General features: G+C 37.3%; 22 protein-coding genes. 14 read left to right on the forward strand and 8 right to left on the reverse strand.

The features are described 5' to 3' along the window. Window positions 1–116 precede the first annotated feature (116 nt). On the forward strand, window positions 117–1880 hold the full coding sequence (gene ilvB / locus AC6EIW_RS10765) for a biosynthetic-type acetolactate synthase large subunit (protein WP_498520588.1): 1764 nt from the start codon (window positions 117–119) through the stop codon (window positions 1878–1880). 117 nt (window positions 1881–1997) lie between these two features. Continuing rightward, complete coding sequence (locus tag AC6EIW_RS10770) at window positions 1998–2243, forward strand: nuclease (RefSeq protein ID WP_498520589.1); 246 nt, start codon at window positions 1998–2000, stop codon at window positions 2241–2243. 710 nt (window positions 2244–2953) lie between these two features. Here the strand turns inward: AC6EIW_RS10770 and AC6EIW_RS10775 are convergent. Both AC6EIW_RS10775 and AC6EIW_RS10780 read right to left on the reverse strand, forming a co-directional pair. After that, on the reverse strand, window positions 2954–3841 hold the full coding sequence (locus AC6EIW_RS10775) for a Tab2 family RNA-binding protein (protein ID WP_498520590.1): 888 nt from the start codon (window positions 3839–3841) through the stop codon (window positions 2954–2956). Between the two features lie 32 nt (window positions 3842–3873). Next, window positions 3874–5145, reverse strand: a complete 1272-nt coding sequence (locus AC6EIW_RS10780) for a S1 RNA-binding domain-containing protein (protein ID WP_498520591.1) — start codon at window positions 5143–5145, stop codon at window positions 3874–3876. 101 nt (window positions 5146–5246) lie between these two features. On the opposite strand from AC6EIW_RS10780, the gene AC6EIW_RS10785 reads away from it, so the two are divergent. From AC6EIW_RS10785 to AC6EIW_RS10805, 5 genes are all read left to right on the forward strand, one after another. Then, complete coding sequence (locus AC6EIW_RS10785; protein WP_498520592.1) at window positions 5247–6044, forward strand: creatininase family protein; 798 nt, start codon at window positions 5247–5249, stop codon at window positions 6042–6044. Between the two features lie 74 nt (window positions 6045–6118). Then, window positions 6119–6844: an aldehyde oxygenase (deformylating) gene (locus AC6EIW_RS10790; protein WP_498520593.1), complete on the forward strand. Its 726-nt coding sequence runs from the start codon at window positions 6119–6121 to the stop codon at window positions 6842–6844. Between the two features lie 146 nt (window positions 6845–6990). Further along, the gene (locus tag AC6EIW_RS10795) at window positions 6991–8031 is read left to right on the forward strand and encodes a long-chain acyl-[acyl-carrier-protein] reductase (RefSeq protein WP_498520594.1); all 1041 of its coding nucleotides are present in this window, start codon (window positions 6991–6993) and stop codon (window positions 8029–8031) included. Between the two features lie 26 nt (window positions 8032–8057). Beyond that, window positions 8058–9047, forward strand: a complete 990-nt coding sequence (locus AC6EIW_RS10800) for an acetyl-CoA carboxylase carboxyltransferase subunit alpha (RefSeq protein WP_498520595.1) — start codon at window positions 8058–8060, stop codon at window positions 9045–9047. A 26-nt stretch (window positions 9048–9073) separates the two neighbouring features. Next, window positions 9074–9781, forward strand: coding sequence for an SDR family oxidoreductase (locus tag AC6EIW_RS10805; protein WP_498520596.1), 708 nt, complete (start codon window positions 9074–9076; stop codon window positions 9779–9781). A 10-nt stretch (window positions 9782–9791) separates the two neighbouring features. Here AC6EIW_RS10805 and AC6EIW_RS10810 read toward each other — a convergent pair whose 3' ends face one another. After that, on the reverse strand, window positions 9792–10484 hold the full coding sequence (locus AC6EIW_RS10810) for a phosphoribosylanthranilate isomerase (RefSeq protein ID WP_498520597.1): 693 nt from the start codon (window positions 10482–10484) through the stop codon (window positions 9792–9794). Between the two features lie 60 nt (window positions 10485–10544). Here AC6EIW_RS10810 and AC6EIW_RS10815 point away from each other — a divergent pair, with 60 nt between their 5' ends. Then, window positions 10545–11786 carry a site-2 protease family protein gene (locus AC6EIW_RS10815; protein ID WP_498520598.1) on the forward strand — a complete coding sequence of 414 codons (1242 nt, stop codon included), beginning with the start codon at window positions 10545–10547 and terminating at the stop codon, window positions 11784–11786. Here the strand turns inward: AC6EIW_RS10815 and AC6EIW_RS10820 are convergent. Then, complete coding sequence (locus AC6EIW_RS10820) at window positions 11777–12526, reverse strand: lipoyl protein ligase domain-containing protein (protein WP_498520599.1); 750 nt, start codon at window positions 12524–12526, stop codon at window positions 11777–11779. The genes AC6EIW_RS10815 and AC6EIW_RS10820 overlap by 10 nt on opposite strands. Window positions 12527–12796: 270 nt before the next feature. Here AC6EIW_RS10820 and AC6EIW_RS10825 point away from each other — a divergent pair, with 270 nt between their 5' ends. After that, window positions 12797–13201 (forward strand): hypothetical protein, encoded by a 405-nt coding sequence (locus tag AC6EIW_RS10825; RefSeq protein WP_498520600.1) that lies wholly within the window; start codon window positions 12797–12799, stop codon window positions 13199–13201. 69 nt (window positions 13202–13270) lie between these two features. Then, a complete protein-coding gene (locus AC6EIW_RS10830) occupies window positions 13271–14284 on the forward strand; it encodes a protochlorophyllide reductase (protein ID WP_498520601.1) in 1014 nt (337 codons plus the stop codon). 16 nt (window positions 14285–14300) lie between these two features. On the opposite strand, the gene bchL is transcribed toward AC6EIW_RS10830, so the two are convergent. Beyond that, on the reverse strand, window positions 14301–15191 hold the full coding sequence (gene bchL, locus AC6EIW_RS10835) for a ferredoxin:protochlorophyllide reductase (ATP-dependent) iron-sulfur ATP-binding protein (RefSeq protein ID WP_036906964.1): 891 nt from the start codon (window positions 15189–15191) through the stop codon (window positions 14301–14303). A gap of 360 nt (window positions 15192–15551) precedes the next feature. Here bchL and AC6EIW_RS10840 point away from each other — a divergent pair, with 360 nt between their 5' ends. After that, window positions 15552–16808 (forward strand): ferredoxin:protochlorophyllide reductase (ATP-dependent) subunit N, encoded by a 1257-nt coding sequence (locus AC6EIW_RS10840; protein WP_498520602.1) that lies wholly within the window; start codon window positions 15552–15554, stop codon window positions 16806–16808. Between the two features lie 4 nt (window positions 16809–16812). Continuing rightward, window positions 16813–18390 (forward strand): ferredoxin:protochlorophyllide reductase (ATP-dependent) subunit B, encoded by a 1578-nt coding sequence (locus AC6EIW_RS10845; protein WP_498520603.1) that lies wholly within the window; start codon window positions 16813–16815, stop codon window positions 18388–18390. A gap of 11 nt (window positions 18391–18401) precedes the next feature. Here AC6EIW_RS10845 and AC6EIW_RS10850 read toward each other — a convergent pair whose 3' ends face one another. Further along, window positions 18402–18767: a DUF8679 domain-containing protein gene (locus AC6EIW_RS10850; protein ID WP_498520604.1), complete on the reverse strand. Its 366-nt coding sequence runs from the start codon at window positions 18765–18767 to the stop codon at window positions 18402–18404. A gap of 101 nt (window positions 18768–18868) precedes the next feature. Between AC6EIW_RS10850 and AC6EIW_RS10855 the strand changes: the two genes are divergently transcribed. After that, window positions 18869–19645 carry a BMC domain-containing protein gene (locus AC6EIW_RS10855; RefSeq protein WP_498520605.1) on the forward strand — a complete coding sequence of 259 codons (777 nt, stop codon included), beginning with the start codon at window positions 18869–18871 and terminating at the stop codon, window positions 19643–19645. Here AC6EIW_RS10855 and AC6EIW_RS10860 read toward each other — a convergent pair whose 3' ends face one another. Next, entirely contained in the window at window positions 19646–20233 is a 588-nt protein-coding gene (locus tag AC6EIW_RS10860; protein ID WP_498520606.1) for a non-canonical purine NTP pyrophosphatase, read from the reverse strand. A gap of 161 nt (window positions 20234–20394) precedes the next feature. After that, complete coding sequence (locus tag AC6EIW_RS10865) at window positions 20395–20592, reverse strand: hypothetical protein (RefSeq protein ID WP_498520607.1); 198 nt, start codon at window positions 20590–20592, stop codon at window positions 20395–20397. On the opposite strand from AC6EIW_RS10865, the gene csoS1 reads away from it, so the two are divergent. After that, entirely contained in the window at window positions 20591–20902 is a 312-nt protein-coding gene (gene csoS1, locus AC6EIW_RS10870; protein ID WP_011130577.1) for an alpha-carboxysome major shell protein CsoS1, read from the forward strand. The two genes, AC6EIW_RS10865 and csoS1, sit on opposite strands and share 2 nt — an antisense overlap. Window positions 20903–20956 lie beyond the last annotated feature (54 nt).

Raw genomic sequence — 20956 nt, forward strand, 5'->3', positions numbered from 1 at the left:
TTTGATAAGTAAGCTTCCTATTAAAACTTAGAGAATTTAATTAAATCTTTGCTTAATTTAGATTAATTGAAATTATTCACACTAAGATTTATTGTTAGTTTAGATTTTCTTTTGCCGTGACCCTGACTTCTGCGCCCAATCAAATAGGGGATTCAGGATCACAAACTCAAAATGAGATCTCAGGTGCTGATGCCTTGATGGATTCTCTTCGTAGGCATGGAGTAGATACTATTTTTGGTTATCCAGGCGGAGCAATACTCCCAATATATGATGCGGTTTTTAAAGCAGAGCAAGAGGGGTGGTTAAAACATATTCTTGTTCGACATGAGCAAGGTGGAACTCATGCTGCAGATGGTTTTGCTAGGGCGACTGGCAAAGTAGGCGTTTGTTTTGGTACATCCGGTCCTGGAGCCACGAATCTTGTAACAGGAATTGCCACCGCTCAGATGGATTCTGTGCCTCTTGTCGTGATAACAGGACAAGTCCCTAGACCTGCAATAGGTACTGATGCTTTTCAAGAAACAGATATTTTTGGGATAACACTTCCAATTGTTAAACATTCATGGGTAGTAAGAGATCCATCTGAAATTGCAAGAGTTGTGGCTCAAGCTTTTCTTATTGCCTCATCGGGTAGACCAGGACCTGTTTTGATTGACATACCAAAAGATGTTGGACAAGAGATGTTTAATTATCTCCCTGTTGAGCCAGGTTCAATAAAGCCACCAGGCTTTGAATTACCATTCGCTCCAGAACATAAAGCCATAAGTGCAGCCCTGGATTTAATTGAAAAAGCTGAGCAACCACTCCTTTATGTTGGAGGGGGTGTTATTTCTTCGGGGGCACATGAAACTCTCGCGGCTATTGCTAATAGATTTCAAATACCAGTAACCACAACTTTGATGGGGAAAGGCGCGTTTGATGAACGTGAGCCTTTATCAGTTGGGATGCTTGGAATGCATGGAACAGCTTATGCAAACTTTGCTGTGACTGAATGTGATTTGTTGATTGCGATTGGAGCAAGATTTGATGACAGAGTTACAGGTAAACTTGATACGTTTGCTCCTAAGGCAAAAGTAATTCATTTTGAGATTGATCCTGCTGAAATAAATAAAAATAGAGTAGTTGAAGTTTCCGTATTAGGAGATGTAGGAATTAGTCTTGTTAAATTATTAGATCTCAGTAATCAAAGAAAAATAAATCCAAGAACCTCCAACTGGCTTAACAAAATTAATAACTGGAAAAATAATTTTCCTTTGATAATTCCCTCTAAAGAAGGAGAAATTTATCCACAGGAAGTATTAATTGCTTTAAGAGAGTTGGCACAAGATGCTTTCATTACAACTGATGTTGGACAACATCAGATGTGGGCAGCTCAATACTTGTTAAATGGACCAAGACAATGGATTAGCAGTGCTGGACTTGGAACAATGGGTTTTGGAATGCCCGCTGCAATGGGAGTCAAAGTTGCTTTACCTAAGGAGCAAGTAATTTGTATCGCCGGTGATGCAAGTATCCTCATGAATATCCAGGAGCTTGGAACTATTGCGCAATATAAGTTGAACATAAAAGTAATTATTATCAATAATCATTGGCAAGGGATGGTTAGGCAATGGCAAGAAAGTTTTTATGATGAACGATATTCAGCATCTAATATGTCTGTTGGGGAACCTGACTTTATTTCGCTATCTAAGGCTTTTGGTATTGAGGGGATTGTAATTTCTGAGAGAGACCATCTAATACCTAAGCTTCAAGAAGCCTTGGCTAGTGAAGGCCCAGTTCTTGTTAACGTAAATGTACGAAAAGGTGAAAATTGTTATCCTATGGTGCCACCTGGGAAAAGTAACGCTCAAATGGTTGGTATCCCTGAGATGAAAAAATAATTGTACAAACTTTTTATGAATAAATTTTTTATAAATATTTTAATATTACTAATTTCTTTTTTTTGTTTTTATTTGGAAGTTGATGCGGCCGAAATTTTGCAAGTTACAAGTTCGTCTGTGTTGCTGATCGGTGATCATAATCGTACCTATACTGTGAAATTAGCATGCACAGAAATCAACCCTGATTTAGAAGAAAAATCAGTTAATTGGCTCAAAAAACAACTGCCAAGACATACAAAAGTAAATTTAAAACCTAAAGGCTCAGTCGATGGTGTCTTAGTGGCAAAAGTTATTCCTTTTGATAGCAATATTGACATCGCGGAGGAATACATAAATGAAGGATTAGCAACAAATAAATGCTAAATTAATTATAAATAGATATATAGCTTTATATATATCTATGATCATGAATATATCCATCTCCATTATCTTGAATTGTTTTTTCTCTTCTGTAAGAATTAAATAGTTTTGGATTTGAGTATGTTCAAATTCTATTTGTATTGATTTGATATTGTTTAATACCTTCTTTATATAATTGTGAGATAGCAGTACCTTGTATGTCAAAAAGTATTTTATTAGGGTTAGAGTCTTTTTTGAATAAGGGAATCATTTCTTCTCCTTTGATTGCTTTTATGCTTGAATTTTTCTAAGTAAACTTTTCACCTGCGATTTGAATAATTAAGTTGTTTTTTATGAGATCCTATTTTTTCTAAACGTTTTAAGTTTTTGTGATAATTTTCTTTTCAAGACCTTTCAATCCGGAATGACAGGTAGCGATATATCTTTTTTTTTATATCAGCGATAAGTATAGCTATGTAATCTGCTGTATATATTCATAGACTTTGATTTTTTGCTTCAGATAATTGAGCTTAGAAGTAAGATTTAGCTGCTCTTGTAATTTTACTGGCTCATTATTGCTAGTTCTTTTAGTGAAAAATGAATGTATGAAATCATATTCTTTTAATAGTTTAGATTTAAAAAATCAACATTTTTACAGCTAGATAAAATCATTTTTTTATAATTATTTCTTAAGCGCGACTAACCTACTTCAATAGTTTTGTTCGATATTGCTGTTAAATTTCTCCAATATCTTTTAGCATCCAAAAACCATCTAGAGAATTTTCTTCAGGACTTTTTTGAACTGAAATAAATTGAAGTCCATCGGCGTCTGTTTTTGTATTTAGAAAATTATTTTCAATAGCCTTTTGTGCTTCTTCTTCTACATCAGTTACCAACCATCTATCAGCTTGCCCTGCTTCTAATATTATTTGAGTCCCTTCGATTAAAAGCTTTGCAGGTTCAAGTCCCCCAAGCCAAGCTGCAAGTGCTAAGGATCTTTTTGGACTAAAAAGCCTAATACCTGGAATAGAAATATTTTGATTAATTGAATCTTTTATAGGGATTAAATTGGAAAACTCTATTTCCCATTCATCGGCTTCTCTAAGTGTATCTAGAGTTAGGGAAGCAAAGCTCCAAGAGTCACCTCTTACCTCTTCTGGTAAAGGGATAGCCTGGTTTGCAATTGGTTTTGAGGGAGGAGAAAGATTGACGCCGATATAGCCTTTTTGCTGTGGATAAAAATTCCTTTCTCTTTCAATAAGCCATTCCAATAATGAATATGTTCTTCTGCTAGAAACAAGTTCAATTCCTATTTGATCTGCTGCACGTTTGATCATTGTTTTCATAGAGGATCGCCAACAACGAATAACGGACGGTTTATCCCAACCTTGAGAATAAGCTGTATCAATAGCTTCGTCTAAAGCATCTTTTAACCAAATAGAATTAACACTGGATGCTGGGCATATCTTTTCCCATTTAAAAGTTTTCGTGGCTTTGAAGTTATTTGTAGATGTGATTAATAATTCCCATCTTTTTTTTCCATTTTCATCAATTATTGGGCGGGAATAAAAGTCTATTTCCCAGTCTGCTTTTTTTAAATCAGATTTTTTTGAAGCAATCACAATTTTTTTTCTTCAATGTAAATTTAAGAGGGTTAGTTGATGCCTTTCTCTTCCTTTTTAGGATCAACTTTTTCTTTGTTTAAGCTATTGCGAGCTTTCACTGCTCGCTCATCCGCTTCTTCCATTACTTTTGCTTTGTCAGTAATAAGTTCTCCAGGAGGACCCTCTAAAAGGGCTGTGTTTAATCCAATTCGTCCCCGGGAAGGATCTAAATCAGTTATCAAAGCTTTAATAGACTCGCCTGTTTGAAAAACTTCTCCAAGGCTTCTCATGCTTCCATTGGTTACCATTGAATGATGCAGTAACCCACTGACTCCCTTCAAATCAACAAAAAAACCATAGGGTTTTATGGTTAAGATTTTACCCTCAATTAATTGTCCAATTTCTAATTCAGAAAATCTTGAAGCAATTGCAGCTTTCTTCTCGGAGAGAACAAGTTTTCTTCTCTCTGGATTTACCTCTAAAAAAGCGGTGTTGAGTGTCTTTGAAACAAGAGATTGATGATTTTCTCCGTCTTCAAGTTGAGATCTTGGAATAAAGCCTCTTAAACCTTCGAAGTCGCATGTAACACCCCCACGGTTAAAACCATTTATTTTAACTCGAACAACTTTTCCTTCTTTAGCAAGGTTTTGAACTTTTTCCCAGCTTTTTCTTAGTTCTAATGCCCTACAACTAACTGTTACCATCCCATCTGCATTTTGCTCTCTAGTAACAAGAACTTCGACTTGTAACCCTTTTGGGAAACGTTCTTTTAAATTTGTAATTACCCCTAGACCGCATTCATTTTTAGGCATGAACCCAGGTGCTTTCCCACCAATGTCTACGTATATACCATCACTTTCAATTGCAATAACTGAACCTTTTGCAATTTCTCCAGTTGTACCGATTGGTTGATTTTCTTCCAAGGCTGCCAAAAATTCGTCCTCATCAAAATCAAATTCATCAACTGTTCTACTTCTTTGGTCAAGAATATTTTGATCATCAAAAGTCTGAAAATTTTTATGGTCAGAACTATTTTCAAATCTCAGAACATCTTCCATGGTCTGTGTTTTGAGATTGCCGCTAGAATCTGCGGGAATAGAAGGAGCTTTATTTAACTGAGAAGTTTCTTTTTGATTTAAAACGTTTTCATCGAATCTTTTATCTTTAGATTGATCTGAAATTTCTTTCTCAGATGATCCTTTGTCAATTAATTTTTCTTCAGTCTTTCGACTGATGTGCATAACCTGTAATGGTTTGCGCGGAGCATTTGCTGCCGGCCTGGGGGGAGTAGCTTTTTTAGGCTGAGAATCTGACCCGGCCATAATACCCTTGTAATAAGTAAAACATTCTTACAGTCAAGGGTAAGTTGTTTTTTAATTATTAGGAGATTTCTATCATTTTTCAAACTCGCCGATTTGAGCATTTGACCTGGCCTGAGGCATCTAAAGCCGCTTCTGCTAAAGGATCTACCTTGGTTTGGCCTTTTGGTGCATGTGAACAACATGGACCTCATTTACCTTTGATTACTGATACTTTTTTTGCTCAGAATATTTTAATTAAGACACTTGAATGTTTGCCAGAAAAAATGCCGATATGGATGTTGCCATCCCAGACAATTGGGTTCTCTCCTGAGCATCAAGCTTTCCCTGGAACTTTATCTTTGTCAGCAGATGTTTTACTTTCACTTGTTACTGATGTCGGTCAGCAAATAGCTAAAATGGGATTCGATAGATTGGTCTTCTTCAATGCACATGGAGGACAAATAGGACTTTTACAAGCTGTTTCAAGGCAACTAAGAATTCAATGTCCGTCCTTAGCAGTATTGCCTTGTTTCCTTTGGAGCGGTGTCCGGGGCTTAGATGATCTTCTTCCTGAGAAAGAAGTTGAGGAAGGACTACATGCTGCTTTAGCCGAAACAAGCCTTATGTTGCACATGAAACAGGAGTTAGTCCGAAATGATTCATATCTAGAAAAAAAAGAAACAGACAACGAAAGCAGTTCTTCCCCTAAAGGATGGAGCCTTGAGGGTGCATCACCATGCGCATGGCTGACAGAAGATTTGAGCTCATCAGGTGTTATTGGGGACGCTAGTGCTTCAAATTCTGAATTGGGTGCCGCTTTGGAAAATGCACTAATAGATCATTGGAAGTCCCTATTTACAAGCCTTTTAGAGAGTGATTGGCCTCCAATTATGTCAGAAAGACCTATTTCTAGCAGTTAAGATGTGATAACTGAACTACCATTTTGCAATTAATTCTGTAAGATCACTCAGATTGACAAATTTCTAATAGATCTATGCAAGCTCTTGCATCCGACAAATTAACTGTAGAAAAAGAAGAGTTATGTGCTGACTCTCTACCGGATTTCACCTCAGAGTCCTACAAAGATGCCTACAGCAGAATTAATGCAGTTGTTATTGAAGGTGAGCAAGAGGCTTATGCGAATTTTCTAGATCTAGCGAAATTGATCCCTGAGCATGCAGATGAGCTGGTGAGACTAGGGAAGATGGAGAAAAAGCATATGAATGGTTTTTGCGCTTGTGGAAGAAATCTCGCAGTAAAGCCAGATATGCCTTTTGCTAAAACTTTTTTCTCAAGACTTCACAACAATTTTATAGAGGCTTTCAAAGTCGGGGATACAACTACTTGTCTTCTTATCCAATGCATTCTGATTGAATCTTTTGCAATATCTGCTTATCACGTTTACATACGTGTTGCAGATCCTTTTGCAAAAAGAATTACAGAAGGTGTTGTTCAAGATGAATATCTGCACTTGAATTATGGTCAAGAATGGCTCAAAGCTAATCTCAAGACAGTCAAGAAAGATCTTATGAAGGCCAACAAAGAAAATTTGCCTCTTATAAAATCAATGTTGGATGAAGTTTCAAATGACGCGGAAGTGCTTCATATGGATAAGGAAGAATTAATGGAGGAATTCATGATTGCTTATCAAGACTCCCTCCTTGAAATAGGTCTTGACAATCGAGAAATAGCCAGAATGGCACTTGCTGCAGTGATTTAGAGTTTCTTAATATTATATTTTTATAGTTTCATCTATTCCTTAAGAACTTTCAGTTCTTGAGGAATTCTTTTTTTTTTGACCTTGGTGGTCTAACCTTCAATCTTGGAAAAATATTTAGTTTCAATTTTGACCTTGCTTGCTACCAAATGTTTGGGCTAATTGGACATTCAACAAGTTTTGAAGATGCCAAACGAAAGGCATTGGACTTGGGCTATGACCATATTGCTGAAGGAGATTTGGATGTGTGGTGTACTGCTCCTCCTCAGCTGGTAGAGCATGTTAAAATTGTCAGTGCGATTGGAAAGACAATCGAAGGCGCTTATATCGATTCATGCTTTGTCCCTGAGATGCTAAGTCGCTTCAAAACTGCTAGAAGAAAAGTTTTGAATGCGATGGAGCTAGCGCAAAAGAAAGGTATAAGCATTACAGCTCTTGGTGGATTCACATCAATAATTTTTGAGAATTTTAATTTGCTTCAAAATCAACAAGTGAGAAATACGACACTTGATTGGCAAAGATTTACTACTGGTAATACTCATACTGCTTGGGTTATTTGTAGGCAGTTAGAGCAAAATGCTCCTCGAATAGGAATTGATTTAACTAAATCAAAAGTTGCTGTTGTTGGAGCTACTGGCGACATTGGCAGTGCGGTTTGCAGATGGCTTACAAGTCGAACTGGTGTCTCAGAACTTCTATTAGTAGCTCGGCAGCAAAAACCTTTGATTGAACTCCAATCTCAGCTTGGAGGAGGGAGAATTCTTAGCCTTGATGAGGCTTTGCCCGAAGCTGATATTGTGATTTGGGTTGCAAGTATGCCTAAAACCTTAGAAATTGATCCATCCAAAATTAAGCGACCCTGCTTGATGATTGATGGAGGATATCCTAAAAATTTAGGTGAGAAGTTTTCAGGACCTGGTATCCATGTCTTAAAAGGTGGAATAGTTCAATTTTTTAAAGATATTGGTTGGAGCATGATGGAATTGGCTGAGATGGACAATCCTAAAAGGGAAATGTTTGCTTGTTTTGCTGAAGCAATGATTCTTGAATTCGAAAATTGTCATACAAATTTCAGTTGGGGTAGGAATAATATCACCCTTGAAAAGATGGATTTTATTGGTCAAGCCTCCAAGAGGCACGGATTTTCTGCTGTTGGCTTGAAACAAAACATTCAGACTTTAACCGTCTGAATGTTTGAATAGTTGGTTATTTTTCTATGGCTAGACGTTTTCTGCTCGAATTTGAAAAACCTCTTGTTGAATTAGAGAATCAGATTGATCAAATCAGAGAATTAGCAAGAGATTCTGAGGTTGATGTAAGTCAACAACTTCTGCAATTAGAAACTCTTGCTGCAAGGAGGCGGGAAGAAATATTTAATGCACTCACTCCAGCTCAAAAGATTCAAGTAGCTAGGCATCCTCAAAGGCCTAGCACACTTGATTACATCCAGATGTTTTGTGATGATTGGGTTGAATTACATGGGGACCGAAGCGGAACTGATGATCAAGCTCTCATAGGAGGGTTGGCTCGAATAGGTGAAAGACCAGTTCTTCTCATTGGACAACAAAAAGGTAGAGATACAAAAGAGAATGTCGCAAGAAACTTTGGCATGGCGAAGCCTGGAGGCTATAGAAAGGCTTTAAGGCTTATGGATCATGCAGATCGCTTTAGTCTCCCAATAATATCTTTCATAGACACTCCTGGGGCTTACGCAGGGCTCGTGGCGGAAGAACAAGGCCAGGGGGAGGCTATAGCAGTTAATTTGCGTGAAATGTTCAGATTAAAAGTGCCCATCATTGCAACAGTGATTGGGGAGGGAGGTTCTGGCGGTGCCCTTGGTATTGGAGTCGCAGATAGATTGCTGATGTTTGAACATAGTGTTTATACCGTTGCGAGCCCCGAAGCTTGTGCTTCGATTCTATGGAGAGATGCGGGGAAGGCTCCTGAGGCAGCATTATCTCTAAAAATCACTGGACCTGATCTTGTGAAATTAGGAATTGTTGACGAGGTTCTAAAAGAGCCTTCTGGTGGGAACAATTGGGCACCGCTTCAGGCTGGAGAAACTTTAAAAAATGCCCTTGAGAAGCATTTATCTGAATTATTGGCTTTATCTACTGATCAATTGAAAAAAAACAGGTATGCAAAATTTAGAGAAATGGGAAAATTTTTGGAAACTGAGTCTATAGAAAGTGAAATTTCAGTTTAAAGTTTTCATGTTTGCTATTAACTTTCTTGTCAACAGTATTAATCACAGGTGCTTCTAGAGGAATTGGGAGGGCAACTGCCAAAGCTTTTGCTGATTCTGGATGGGATTTACTACTATTGTCTAGATCTGAAGATGAACTTGAAAGTCTATCTCAGGAAATTGAGAATAAGAAAGTCAAGGTTTTGTACAAATCTATTGACCTTAGTAATTCCAAAAATATCTCTAATGGGATAGTTGAATTGATGAATAGTGGATTGATTCCTTCAGTATTGATCAATAATGCAGGAGTTGCCTGGACTGGAGATCTTTTATCTATGCCACTTGAGAAATGGGAATGGATCATGCAAATGAACCTAACCAGTATCTTTCAGGTTTGCTCTGAAGTGGTTCCTTTAATGAGAAAAAAAGGAGGATTAGTTATCAACGTTAGTAGCCATGCTGCAAGAAATGTTTTCCCGCAATGGGGAGCATATTGTGTTTCCAAAGCAGCATTAGCAAGTTTTACTAAATGCTTAGCAGAAGAAGAACGAAGTAATTTAATACGAGCATGCACACTTACACTTGGATCAGTAAATTCATCTCTTTGGGATGCTGATAGCGTGGGGATGCAATTTGATAGAGATTCTATGCTCTCAGTTGATCAAGCGGCTTCTCAGCTTTTACATCTTGCTAATCAGCCAATTAATCAAATTATTGAGGACATTACACTTATGCCCTCCGCAGGAGCATTCTAAATTAGTCAAATCAAAGTAAAACTCTTTTATTGTTTTGTTCTCTTATTTCACGCACAAGAGATTTAACTTTATTCAGATCTTTAATTCCTGGAGATATTTCTAATCGGCTTGAGGCGTCAACCCCGTCAGGCCTAAGTTTAGAAAAAATTTCAGGAATTATCTCGGCTGATATTCCACCAGCTAATATCCAAGGAGCTTTAAAAGTTTTGTTAACCAGTAACTCTACTGGGACTCTATTACCCGTTCCACCAATTGACTTTTCATCCCATGCATCTATGAGGATAGCATCAACATACTCCTCGTATTGACTTATGATATTTAAATCATTAATAGATTTTAATCTGAAGGCTTTCCATAATTTAATTGTTGAAAATTTATTCTTTAATTCACGACAATAATCAACTGATTCATCCCCATGTAGTTGGATAACTGATGGTGGAATTGATCTGTTGCTTATACATTTTATTGTTTCTAAATTTTCATTTGCGATAACTAATACTTTCTCAATTTCTGAAGAAACCTTTTCTACTTCATTAAAAATTTTTATACATTCTTCTTCTTCTACAAAACGAGGGGAATTTTTTACGCCAATAACCCCAATAGCATTTATTTTGAATTGAGCTATGGATTTTGCTTGCGTAGTATTTGTTATCCCACAAATTTTTATTGCTGTTGATTTTATCGAAGGAGATTTTCTGATCATTTTCAGAACTTTTATTAAGATTGATTGAAATAGATTTATTGAGAGTTTGGAGGAATTTAGTTGGACAGTTGGGAAGTTATGAAAATCAAAGGCATCCCCTTAAGGGTCCATCCTAGTTGGTTTTTGGTTTTCTTATATTTTACTTTGTCAGCAAGAGATCAGTTTGAGACAATGTTGGATGGTCAAGCATCTATTTTTGATGGCTGGCTGATAGGTGTTTTTACGTCGATTCTTTTGTTCATATCTGTTTTATTGCATGAATTGGCTCATTCCTTTGTTGCAATTGGAGAAGGTCTAAAAGTTAGAGACATAACACTTTTTTTCCTTGGGGGAATGGCAAACCTAGAAAAAGAATGTAAAACTTCAAAAGGAAGTTTGAAAATTGCAATTTCAGGACCAGTTGTTAGTCTTTTTTTAGCCTTTTTAATGATTTTATTAAGTAATAATTTATCAGTATCAAATCTTGTTTTTTCGAACTTATTTAAGCAGGTTGGGAACCTTAATCTTTTAATAGGGTTATTTAACTTGCTTCCGATAATCCCTCTTGATGGTGGTGTAATATTAAAATCTTTAATTTGGCATTTTACTGGTAGTAAAAGGACAGGTATTAAAGTTGCAATAGCCTCTGCAAGATTGATTTCTTTTATTGCTATCTTTGTAGGCATTTTTAGTTTGCTCAGTGGTAGCTTTTATGTTGCATTTTGCTTATTTATTATTGGTTTATTTATCTTTACTTCAGCCAAGTCACAGAGCCAAATTATTCAAATACAAAAGATATTATCTGAATTGAATGTCAATCAAGTATGCAGTCGCTCATACAGGGTCCTAGAGGATAATTTGCCAGTTAAAATTTTATCTAAATCTAATTCATTCAATAAAAATAACGGCTCTAACCAAGATTGGATTCTTTTGTGTAGAGAAGGTCGATGGGTTGGTTATGTGCATGAAAAAATCTTGAAAAATATTGTTGTACAAAATTGGGATAAAAAGTTTCTTTATGAGTTTTCATTGCCAATAGATGAATTGCCATCAATTAGTGAAAAAGAATCTTTATGGCAAGCAATAATAAAAATTGAAAAAACAAGAGACGCAAGATTACTTGTTCTTTCGAGTGCTGGTCTTCCTTTAGGAACACTTGATAGAGTAGATATAGGCAAAGCAGTACTAAAAAAAATTGGATTAAATCTTCCAGATCAATTAATTAAAGTCGCAAGACAAGAAAATATTTATCCAATAGGATTGAATCTTTCTCAAATAGCAAATTCAATGGCTTCGAGTGATCTAGAGGATAGTCAAAAATGATTGATCTTGTTGAACTTTTCTATAGATAAACGTTTGATCATTTCTTTATCTTTTTCATCTAATTTGTAATTAGACATTTCTAAACCAGGCCATATTTTGCTGAATGACTCTTTTAAAATATTTATAACCTTACCTTTATCTTTGATTTCATTTTTTATTTTTGGTGGATCAGTATTAAAAACTTTCTTCCATAATTGTTTTGACGGTTCCATTAATATTTCTCCATGTTGAAGCAAGTGTCCCTTTCTCCAGTATTGGGCACTTCCAATATGCTTGTTTTTATCTTTATCAATCAAGTCAGCTAATGTTGAAGTTGAAAAACAATTACTATTAGATAAATGCACAGGTTCAGTCCCGAAAGATAAATCCACTCCAGCTTTTTTTAGACCACATTTTAACCATTGAGTTGTCTTTAGGTATGATTCTTTTTTGTTCCTTGGTGGATATTTCCATATGAGTGCATAAGTCAGCCCTCTGCTATGAAGAACAGCATTCCCTCCGCTAGGTCTTCTTACGATTTTTAACTGTTCATTTTTTAAAAGTTTAAGCCAGCCTTTTGGTAGTTCTTTTTGATTTTTACCAATCGACAACCAGTCCCCATCCCAGGTGTAAAAACGTATTGCCATATTAAATTTTTGGTCAGTAAATGATTTCTCTAATAAGAAGAGATCAATTGCCATTTGTTCTGGTCCACTTAATTCAAGAGGATTTAAATAAAGAACTTCTTCTCGATTATTCATTTTGCTTTTTAGTTATTTGTTATGAAAACTTTTCAAGTAGAATTTAAAACATCATAAACTTAACCTAAGAATAGTAAAAGCTATTTGATTATATTTTGAGTCAAAGTATGATATTTAAGATTTATTTGATTTCTTAAAAATATTACTTTCTTTATATTCTCCTTTACTTATTTATTTATTTTTGAATTTATAAAGCATTGAAAGTAGTGAAAGAATTGATTCTATTGTTAATTAAGTTAACATGAAAACATGTGAGACTTTCATTTGATTTTGGGACAACCTCAGCGTATTGAAGAGCCATTCAGAAGGAAGCGATCAAGGAAAATTATTAAGAGGAATCCTTCTGTAAATAAAAAAATCGATGCTTTTACTCAAGTTTCTGAATTTCAGAAAGAAGAAATTAGGCGAGAGCTTTTATATAGCTATGTGGGATTAATTTTGAAGCTTGGTCTATTGATTGTATTTTCAACAAGTCTCGTGAACTTAGGACTTGCATCTCATCAACGTGTAAATAGGAATCTGGAGTTGTCATATCTATTAGAAAGAGAATCAAAAAAACTTCAAAAGATAAGACTACGTTTTGATGAAATGTTTATAAATGGTGGAGAACAAAGTTTTTTTAAGGAGCAAGATCAGTGGATTACTCCAAATAGTGTCAGAGTTATCTGGCGATGATGAACTTTGCGTCTCTTAGGTTTAGATTTGTCTTTGAAAATTGATTAAAAATAGTTTTTACTAAAGAAGATGGCTCTAGTACAAGCGGCACCAGGAACTGTCTTAATTACTGGTACAACCTCAGGTGTTGGTTTGTATGCAACAAAGTCTTTGGTAGAGAGGGGGTGGAGAGTTATTACCGCAAATAGATCTTCTTTGAGAGCTGAGGCTTCGGCCTCAGCTATAGGTTTACCTATTAATAGTCCAAGACAACTGAAACATATACAAATTGATCTTGGCGACTTGGATAGCGTTCGCAATGGGGCTAAAAGTCTTCTAGCGGATTTGGACAAACCATTGGATGCTTTGGTTTGTAATGCTGCTGTGTATCTGCCTCGTTTAAAAAAACCATTGAGATCTCCACAGGGATATGAAATATCAATGGCAACAAATCATTTTGGGCATTTTTTATTGATTCAGTTGCTTTTGGAAAATCTTAGTAAGTCCTCAAGACCGGTCTGGAAGGGAAGATTTTGGGGGGTGGAATCATCTAGAGTAGTCATTTTAGGGACAGTAACTGCTAACAACAAAGAGTTAGGCGGGAAAATACCAATACCAGCTCCTGCTGATCTCGGAAATCTATCTGGTTTTGAAGAGGGTTTTTGCGAACCAATATCAATGGCTAGTGGTAAACGTTTTAAGCCAGGGAAAGCCTATAAAGACAGTAAGTTATGCAATATGATTACGACTCAAGAATTACATAGGCGATTTAATTCTTCTCCAATTCTTTTTAGTTCTCTATATCCAGGATGTGTCGCTAATACAAGATTATTTAGAAACACTCCTAAACTGTTTCAGTGGTTGTTCCCATGGTTTCAGAAATTAATAACTGGAGGTTTTGTCAGTGAAGCGCTCGCTGGTGACAGAGTAGCGCAAGTCGTTGCAGACCCTCAATTTGCTATTTCAGGTGTCCATTGGAGCTGGGGTAATAGACAACGTAAGGACAGACAACAATTCTCACAAGAGTTGTCAGATAGAGTGACAGATCCAGTGACTTCTAGAAAAGTTTGGGAATTGTCTATGCGTTTAGTTGGTATGAAATAGCCCTTTAAGTATTTATTTAGTCAAATCCAAGTAGATCAAATATTTCACGGTCTTTTAAAGGTTCTGCCTCTAATGGCTCAACGTTATCTATCATTTTCTGGGCTAACGAAAGATATTCATTTTGTACTTCAACTACGCCATCTTCTTCTGGATCCATCTCAAAAATTGTGCACTTTTTGAGTCTTGATCTGCGTATTGCGTCTACGTTACGAAAATGAGCCATGGTCTTAAGACCTGTTTTTTCATTGAATTTTTCTATCTGATCTAATTCAGCAGAACGGTTGGCTATTACACCTCCTAAGCGAACTTTGTAATTTTTTGCTTTGGCATTTATTGCTGCGACGATGCGATTCATTGCGAAAATTGAATCAAAATCATTTGCGGTAACAATTAGACAATAATTTGCATGTTGTAATGGAGCAGCGAAACCACCGCATACAACGTCACCAAGAACATCGAATATAACCACATCAGTATCTTCTAAAAGATGGTGCTCTTTTAGAAGTTTGACTGTTTGACCAGTGACATAGCCACCACAGCCTGTTCCGGCTGGAGGCCCACCACTCTCAACGCACATGACACCATTGAAACCTTTAAACATAAAGTCTTCAGGTCTAAGCTCTTCACTATGAAAATCTACTTCTTCAAGAATATCTATGACGGTAGGCACCATCTTGTGCGTAAGAGTAAAAGTGCTGTCATGCTTTGGATCACAACCGATTTGAAGTACTTTCTTTCCAAGTTTTGAAAATGCAGCTGATAAATTCGAAGAAGTAGTTGATTTGCCAATACCTCCTTTGCCATATACAGCAATAACAAGAGCTCCTTCTTGGATTTGTGCTTTTGGATCTTGTTTTACCTGAACGCTACCTTCACCGTCCTCCTTACGAGTTATTGTCGAAGTCATTAATCTTTTTCTTTCGAAAGTCCTTGTTTATATTCTTGCAGTCAAATATCTCTTTAGGAAATGTTTAGCGAATTCGATACATTTGGCATTAAATATATATCTTCAAATGAAAATATATACATCCTGAACAGCGCATATGCGTATTTCTACTCATGCCTTTGGCTTGTATCTTGGATAAGGAATTGCCTTCCAAGTATCCTGTCTTTACTGAGGACTGCTAACTGTTGGGAGAGCAAAAGTCACCGTAGTCAGATATTAGGTAACTAAAAAGTAACTAAATGCGAAAGAGATTAAGTGTTTGTTGACGGTATACCCTTTTTGGATGCAATTTGAATATATACATGTATTAAATTTATTTCTATGAGCGGTGCAACGCTCCTTAAGGAATCTGGTCCAAGAGAGGTTTTCTGCGGCCTAACATCTATTGTTTGGCTCCACAGGAGAATGCCTGATGCTTTCTTTCTGGTTGTGGGTTCTAGAACCTGTGCTCATTTGATTCAAAGTGCAGCTGGTGTGATGATTTTTGCTGAGCCGCGCTTTGGCACAGCCATTTTGGAAGAAAGAGATTTGGCAGGATTAGCTGATGCTCATGACGAGTTAAACAGAGTAGTTAAAAATCTTTTAGCAAGACGACCGGAAATAAAAACTCTTTTTCTAGTTGGTTCATGCCCAAGCGAAGTAATAAAAATAGATCTTTCACGAGTTGCCGAAAATCTGAATATTGAACTTAAGGGTCAAGTAACAGTATTGAATTATTCGGGTAGTGGAATTGAAACAACTTTCACTCAAGGTGAAGATGGAGCTTTAAAAGCATTGATACCATTGATGCCGAAGAGTGATCAAAAGAAATTGCTTTTAGTAGGTACTCTTGCGAATGCTGTAGAGGATCGGCTTACAAGTATTTTTAATCGACTTGGTATAGACAATGTAGAAAGTTTTCCACCCAGGCAGTCAACTGAATTACCTTCAATTGGCTCGGAGACCAAAGTCCTTCTTACGCAGCCATATTTAACTGATACGGCAAGAGAGTTAAAAAATAAAGGTGCTGAAATAATTGAAGCTCCCTTTCCATTAGGTGTCACGGGAAGTACATTATGGATTCAGGCGGCTGCGAATTCATTTGGAATAGAGAAATCTCTAGTTGATTCAATATTAAATCCATTGATATCTAGGGCAAAGCAAGCCTTGATACCTCATGTAGAGAAACTTTCTGGAAAGAAACTGTTTCTTTTGCCCGAATCTCAGTTAGAAATACCTCTCGCCAGATTTCTAAGTAATGAGTGTGGAATGGAGATTGTTGAAATAGGAACGCCTTACTTAAATAGAGATTTAATGAAAGCAGAAATAGACTTACTCCCACCCGATTGTCGTATTGTTGAGGGACAGCATGTTGAGAGGCAATTAGACAGAGTAAGAGATAGTTCGCCAGATCTAGTTGTTTGTGGAATGGGGCTTGCTAATCCACTCGAAGCAGAAGGGATATCAACTAAATGGTCGATTGAAATGGTTTTTAGCCCAATTCACGGTATTGATCAAGCTTCTGATCTAGCAGAATTGTTCTCAAGGCCACTTCGCAGGCATGACATTTTAAACCCTAAAACACTTACATCAAATTAATTTCATGGAATTAACTCTCTGGACATACGAAGGCCCTCCTCATATTGGTGCGATGAGAATTGCCACGTCGATGAAAAAATTACATTATGTTTTACATGCTCCTCAAGGAGATACCTATGCTGATCTTCTTTTTACGATGATTGAACGTCGTGGTAGTAGGCCACCTGTTACATATACAACTTTTCAAGCTAGAGATTTAGGAGGTGATACAGCTGAACTCGTAAAAGGACATATAAAAGAAGCTGTCGATAGGTTTAATCCAGAGGCTCTTTTAGTTGGAGAAAGCTGTACAGCTGAATTAATTCAAGATCAGCCTGGTTCACTTGCTAAAGGTATGGGGTTTGACATCCCAATTGTCAGCCTAGAGTTGCCTGCCTATAGCAAAAAAGAAAACTGGGGTGGCTCTGAGACTTTTTATCAAATAGTAAGAAATTTACTTAAAGACAAATCGGAAGAATCAAAACAAGCTTGGCAGGAGGAAAAAAGAAGACCGAGAGTAAATCTTCTTGGTCCAACTTTACTTGGGTTTAGATGTCGTGATGACATTTTGGAAATACAAAAACTTCTTGGTCAGCACGGTATAGACGTCAATGTTGTGGCGCCATTAGGAGCTTCACCTGCAGATATAATTCGAATACTAGATGCAGATGTGAATGTTTGCCTTTATCCAGAGATAGCGGAATCAACTTGTATTTGGCTTGAAAGAAATTTAAATATGCCTTTTACCACAACAGTTCCTCTTGGCGTTGGGGCTACTCAGGATTTTCTTAGAGAATTACACGAAATTTTAGGGATGGAAATCCCACAATCAGTAAACGAAGCTAATAATTCGAAACTAACTTGGTATTCGAATTCAGTGGATTCGAATTACTTAACAGGGAAAAGAGTCTTTATTTTTGGAGACGGAACTCATGCTCTTGCTGCAGCAAGAATTGCTAACGAGGAGCTAGGTTTTAAAGTTGTTGGTCTAGGAACTTATAGCCGTGAGATGGCTAGGAAAGTTCGTCCGGCTGCTAAGGCTCTTGGCTTAGAGGCATTGATAACAAATGACTACTTGGAAGTAGAAGAGGCGATAAAAGAAACGTCTCCAGAATTGGTTCTTGGTACACAAATGGAGCGACACAGTGCAAAAAGACTTGGCATACCATGTGCAGTAATTAGCACACCGATGCATGTTCAGGATGTACCTGCTAGATATAGTCCTCAAATGGGATGGGAGGGGGCAAATGTCATTTTTGACGACTGGGTCCATCCTCTAATGATGGGACTTGAAGAACATTTAATTGGAATGTTTAAGCATGACTTTGAATTCGTAGACGGTCATCAAAGTCATTTAGGCCATTTAGGTGGAAAAGGAACTGAAAATATTAATCAAGGAGTTAAAACTACAATTTCGAATGATTCAACAAATACAAGTTCAGATCCTATATGGACTCATGAAGGTGAAAGGGAGCTTTCTAAAATCCCATTTTTTGTAAGAGGTAAAGTAAGAAGAAATACAGAGAATTATGCCCGCCAAGCAGGATGCAGAGAAATTAATGAAGAAACTCTTTACGATGCTAAGGCTCATTATAAAGCCTAAATTTTGTACTTCTAATTACGCCAATGAGAACTTTCTTGGCTTGATTTAATTAATCTCCAAACATTTCTTGATATCTTTTTAGCAATGAGACCACCTCTCTCGACTCTTGAGGAGCCTGGCCTAACGCCTAAAAGTTTTGATACTTCTGTCGTGCTAAGTGGAGCTCCTGTCTCTATAGCTAGAGAGGTTAGTTCAAGTCTTTGACGCAGTTCATAGGTATCACATTTTTCGTCTTCTTTTAACCAATTCAAGTTGCCAATACCTTTATCGGACAATTTTTGCATAAGACCCAATGAGACTAACCCAAGTGCTTGCTCCGGATTGATTTCAGTATTTAAGTTATTATTTTTTGAATCCTTTGGCTGAGGTGCAGTCATTCTTCAATCAGAACTATATGTATTGAATTTATCGGCTAAAATTAAGCACGCAAGTCTAAATTGCTAGCTAAAAAGGCAATCTTTGAGGTAATATCCCGCCCATGACAAGATTCGCCACATTCGAAAATAATGAAAGGCGACTAGGTGGCAGCCAGAGAATTACTGGTGCAGAGGTGGATGAATATCTTGCTGACGATCCAAAGCGTGTAATAACAACTGATTCGGAAAAATCGTTAGTGGCTCGGCAAGCAAGTCATGTAAAACAAATTGAATTAAGAACATATGTTTTCCTAGATTCTTTGCAACCTCAACTTGCGGCTTATATGGGAACTGCAAGTTCAGGATTCTTGCCCATACCTGGCGATGCTTGCCTTTGGATGGAGGTTTCTCCTGGAATGGCTGTGCACAGGGTTACAGATATCGCACTAAAAGCCAGCAACGTGCGATTAGGCCAAATGATCGTTGAGAGGGCATTTGGCTCTCTTGCTCTTTATCACCGAGATCAAAGTACTGTACTGCATTCTGGTGATGTCGTTTTAGATGCCATAGGAAGCACAATTGATAGGAGAACTAATCCTCAAGTTACTTGGACTGAAGTTATTCGATCTATTACTCCTGACCATGCTGTTTTGATCAACCGCCAAAATAGACGTGGCTCAATGATTCAATCTGGCATGAGTATGTTCATCCTTGAGACTGAACCAGCGGGATATGTTTTGATGGCTGCAAACGAGGCAGAGAAGTCATCAAATATCACAATCGTTGATGTGAAAGGAGTTGGTGCTTTTGGAAGGCTGACTTTGGCGGGAAAAGAAGGCGATGTTGAAGAGGCTGCTGCTGCGGCGATGAGAGCTATTGATTACATTAATAGAAATTAATTATCTTTTAATTCCCATAGCTTTCAAAAGGTAAGGAGCTAATTCTCTAGCTGCTTTGCCTCTACTTCCATGTTTAGATAATTGGGCATTATTTAATTCTCCATAAGTGCAGTTAGTTTCACGAACCCAAAATAATGATTCAAATTCGCCATTTGGATAAGCAGGCTTTTTTAAAATTTCACCCCAGCAAATCCCTATCGTATTTTTGATAATTTCTCCAGTGTTTGTGCAAAGCACCATTACGCTGCATACTTTTGCACTTCTGTAGGGACTGTCACCAAGAGCAGAAAGAATCTTCTCTATCTTTTTTTCATTTGTATCTGCAAGTCGCGCAGAGAAAATACCGGGAGCATTACCAAGAGAATCAATTTCAAGTCCAGAATCATCCGCAATAGTCCAACTGTTAGTTAATTCTGCTGCTGCTTTTGCTTTCAATATTGCATTATCAAGGTATGTTTTTCCTGTCTCTTCAACATCTAGAGAATTAGGTTGTTTTTTGACTTCAATTGGGAGTGGCCCAAGCATTGCCTCTATCTCGGCAACCTTCTTTGGATTACCACTAGCTATTGTTATTAATGGCTTTTCCAAATCGAATAATTTAACTAGATCTATATAGTCTTACAGGAAGAAGTTAAAAACAAAAGTAGTTGGATTTTTTAGATGATTTTGAGACAGTTTTTGGGTGAACATTCCAACCCTGACATAGCCAGGAAGCTGTCTCGTGGGTAAAAATAACTACATGGACAAGTTTACGCAATGCAATATGAGTATGTCCTAACCATTGATCGAACAGCGATACTCAACTGTCGTAGCAAGGGTGATAAGCTCAGCTTATACTTGGAACTAGAAACTGTAATCAGCGCTATTAGAAAATCCCCTTGACTAATTACTCTTTGGCGGGCCATTGTCCCTCCTGAACATTCCATCCCTTTACTGAAATAGGACATGGCTAGCGAAACAATGGGTATTGCTCTCGGCATGATCGAGACACGCGGATTAGTACCAGCTATTGAAGCTGCTGACGCGATGACCAAGGCAGCAGAAGTGCGCTTGATTGGTCGTGAGTTTGTTGGTGGTGGTTACGTAACAGTTTTAGTTCGTGGCGAAACTGGTGCTGTAAACGCTGCAGTTCGTGCAGGTGCAGACGCTTGTGAGCGTGTAGGTGACGGACTCGTTGCAGCTCACATCATTGCTCGTCCTCATCGTGAAGTTGAGCCAGCTTTGGGTAACGGTAACTTCTTGGGTCAGAAGGACTGATTTTTGACTAAGTCCGAAGAGGAGAGGACTTTTCAAATTTTCAACCTTCTAAAC

This window comes from Prochlorococcus sp. MIT2308 (assembly GCF_059772345.1).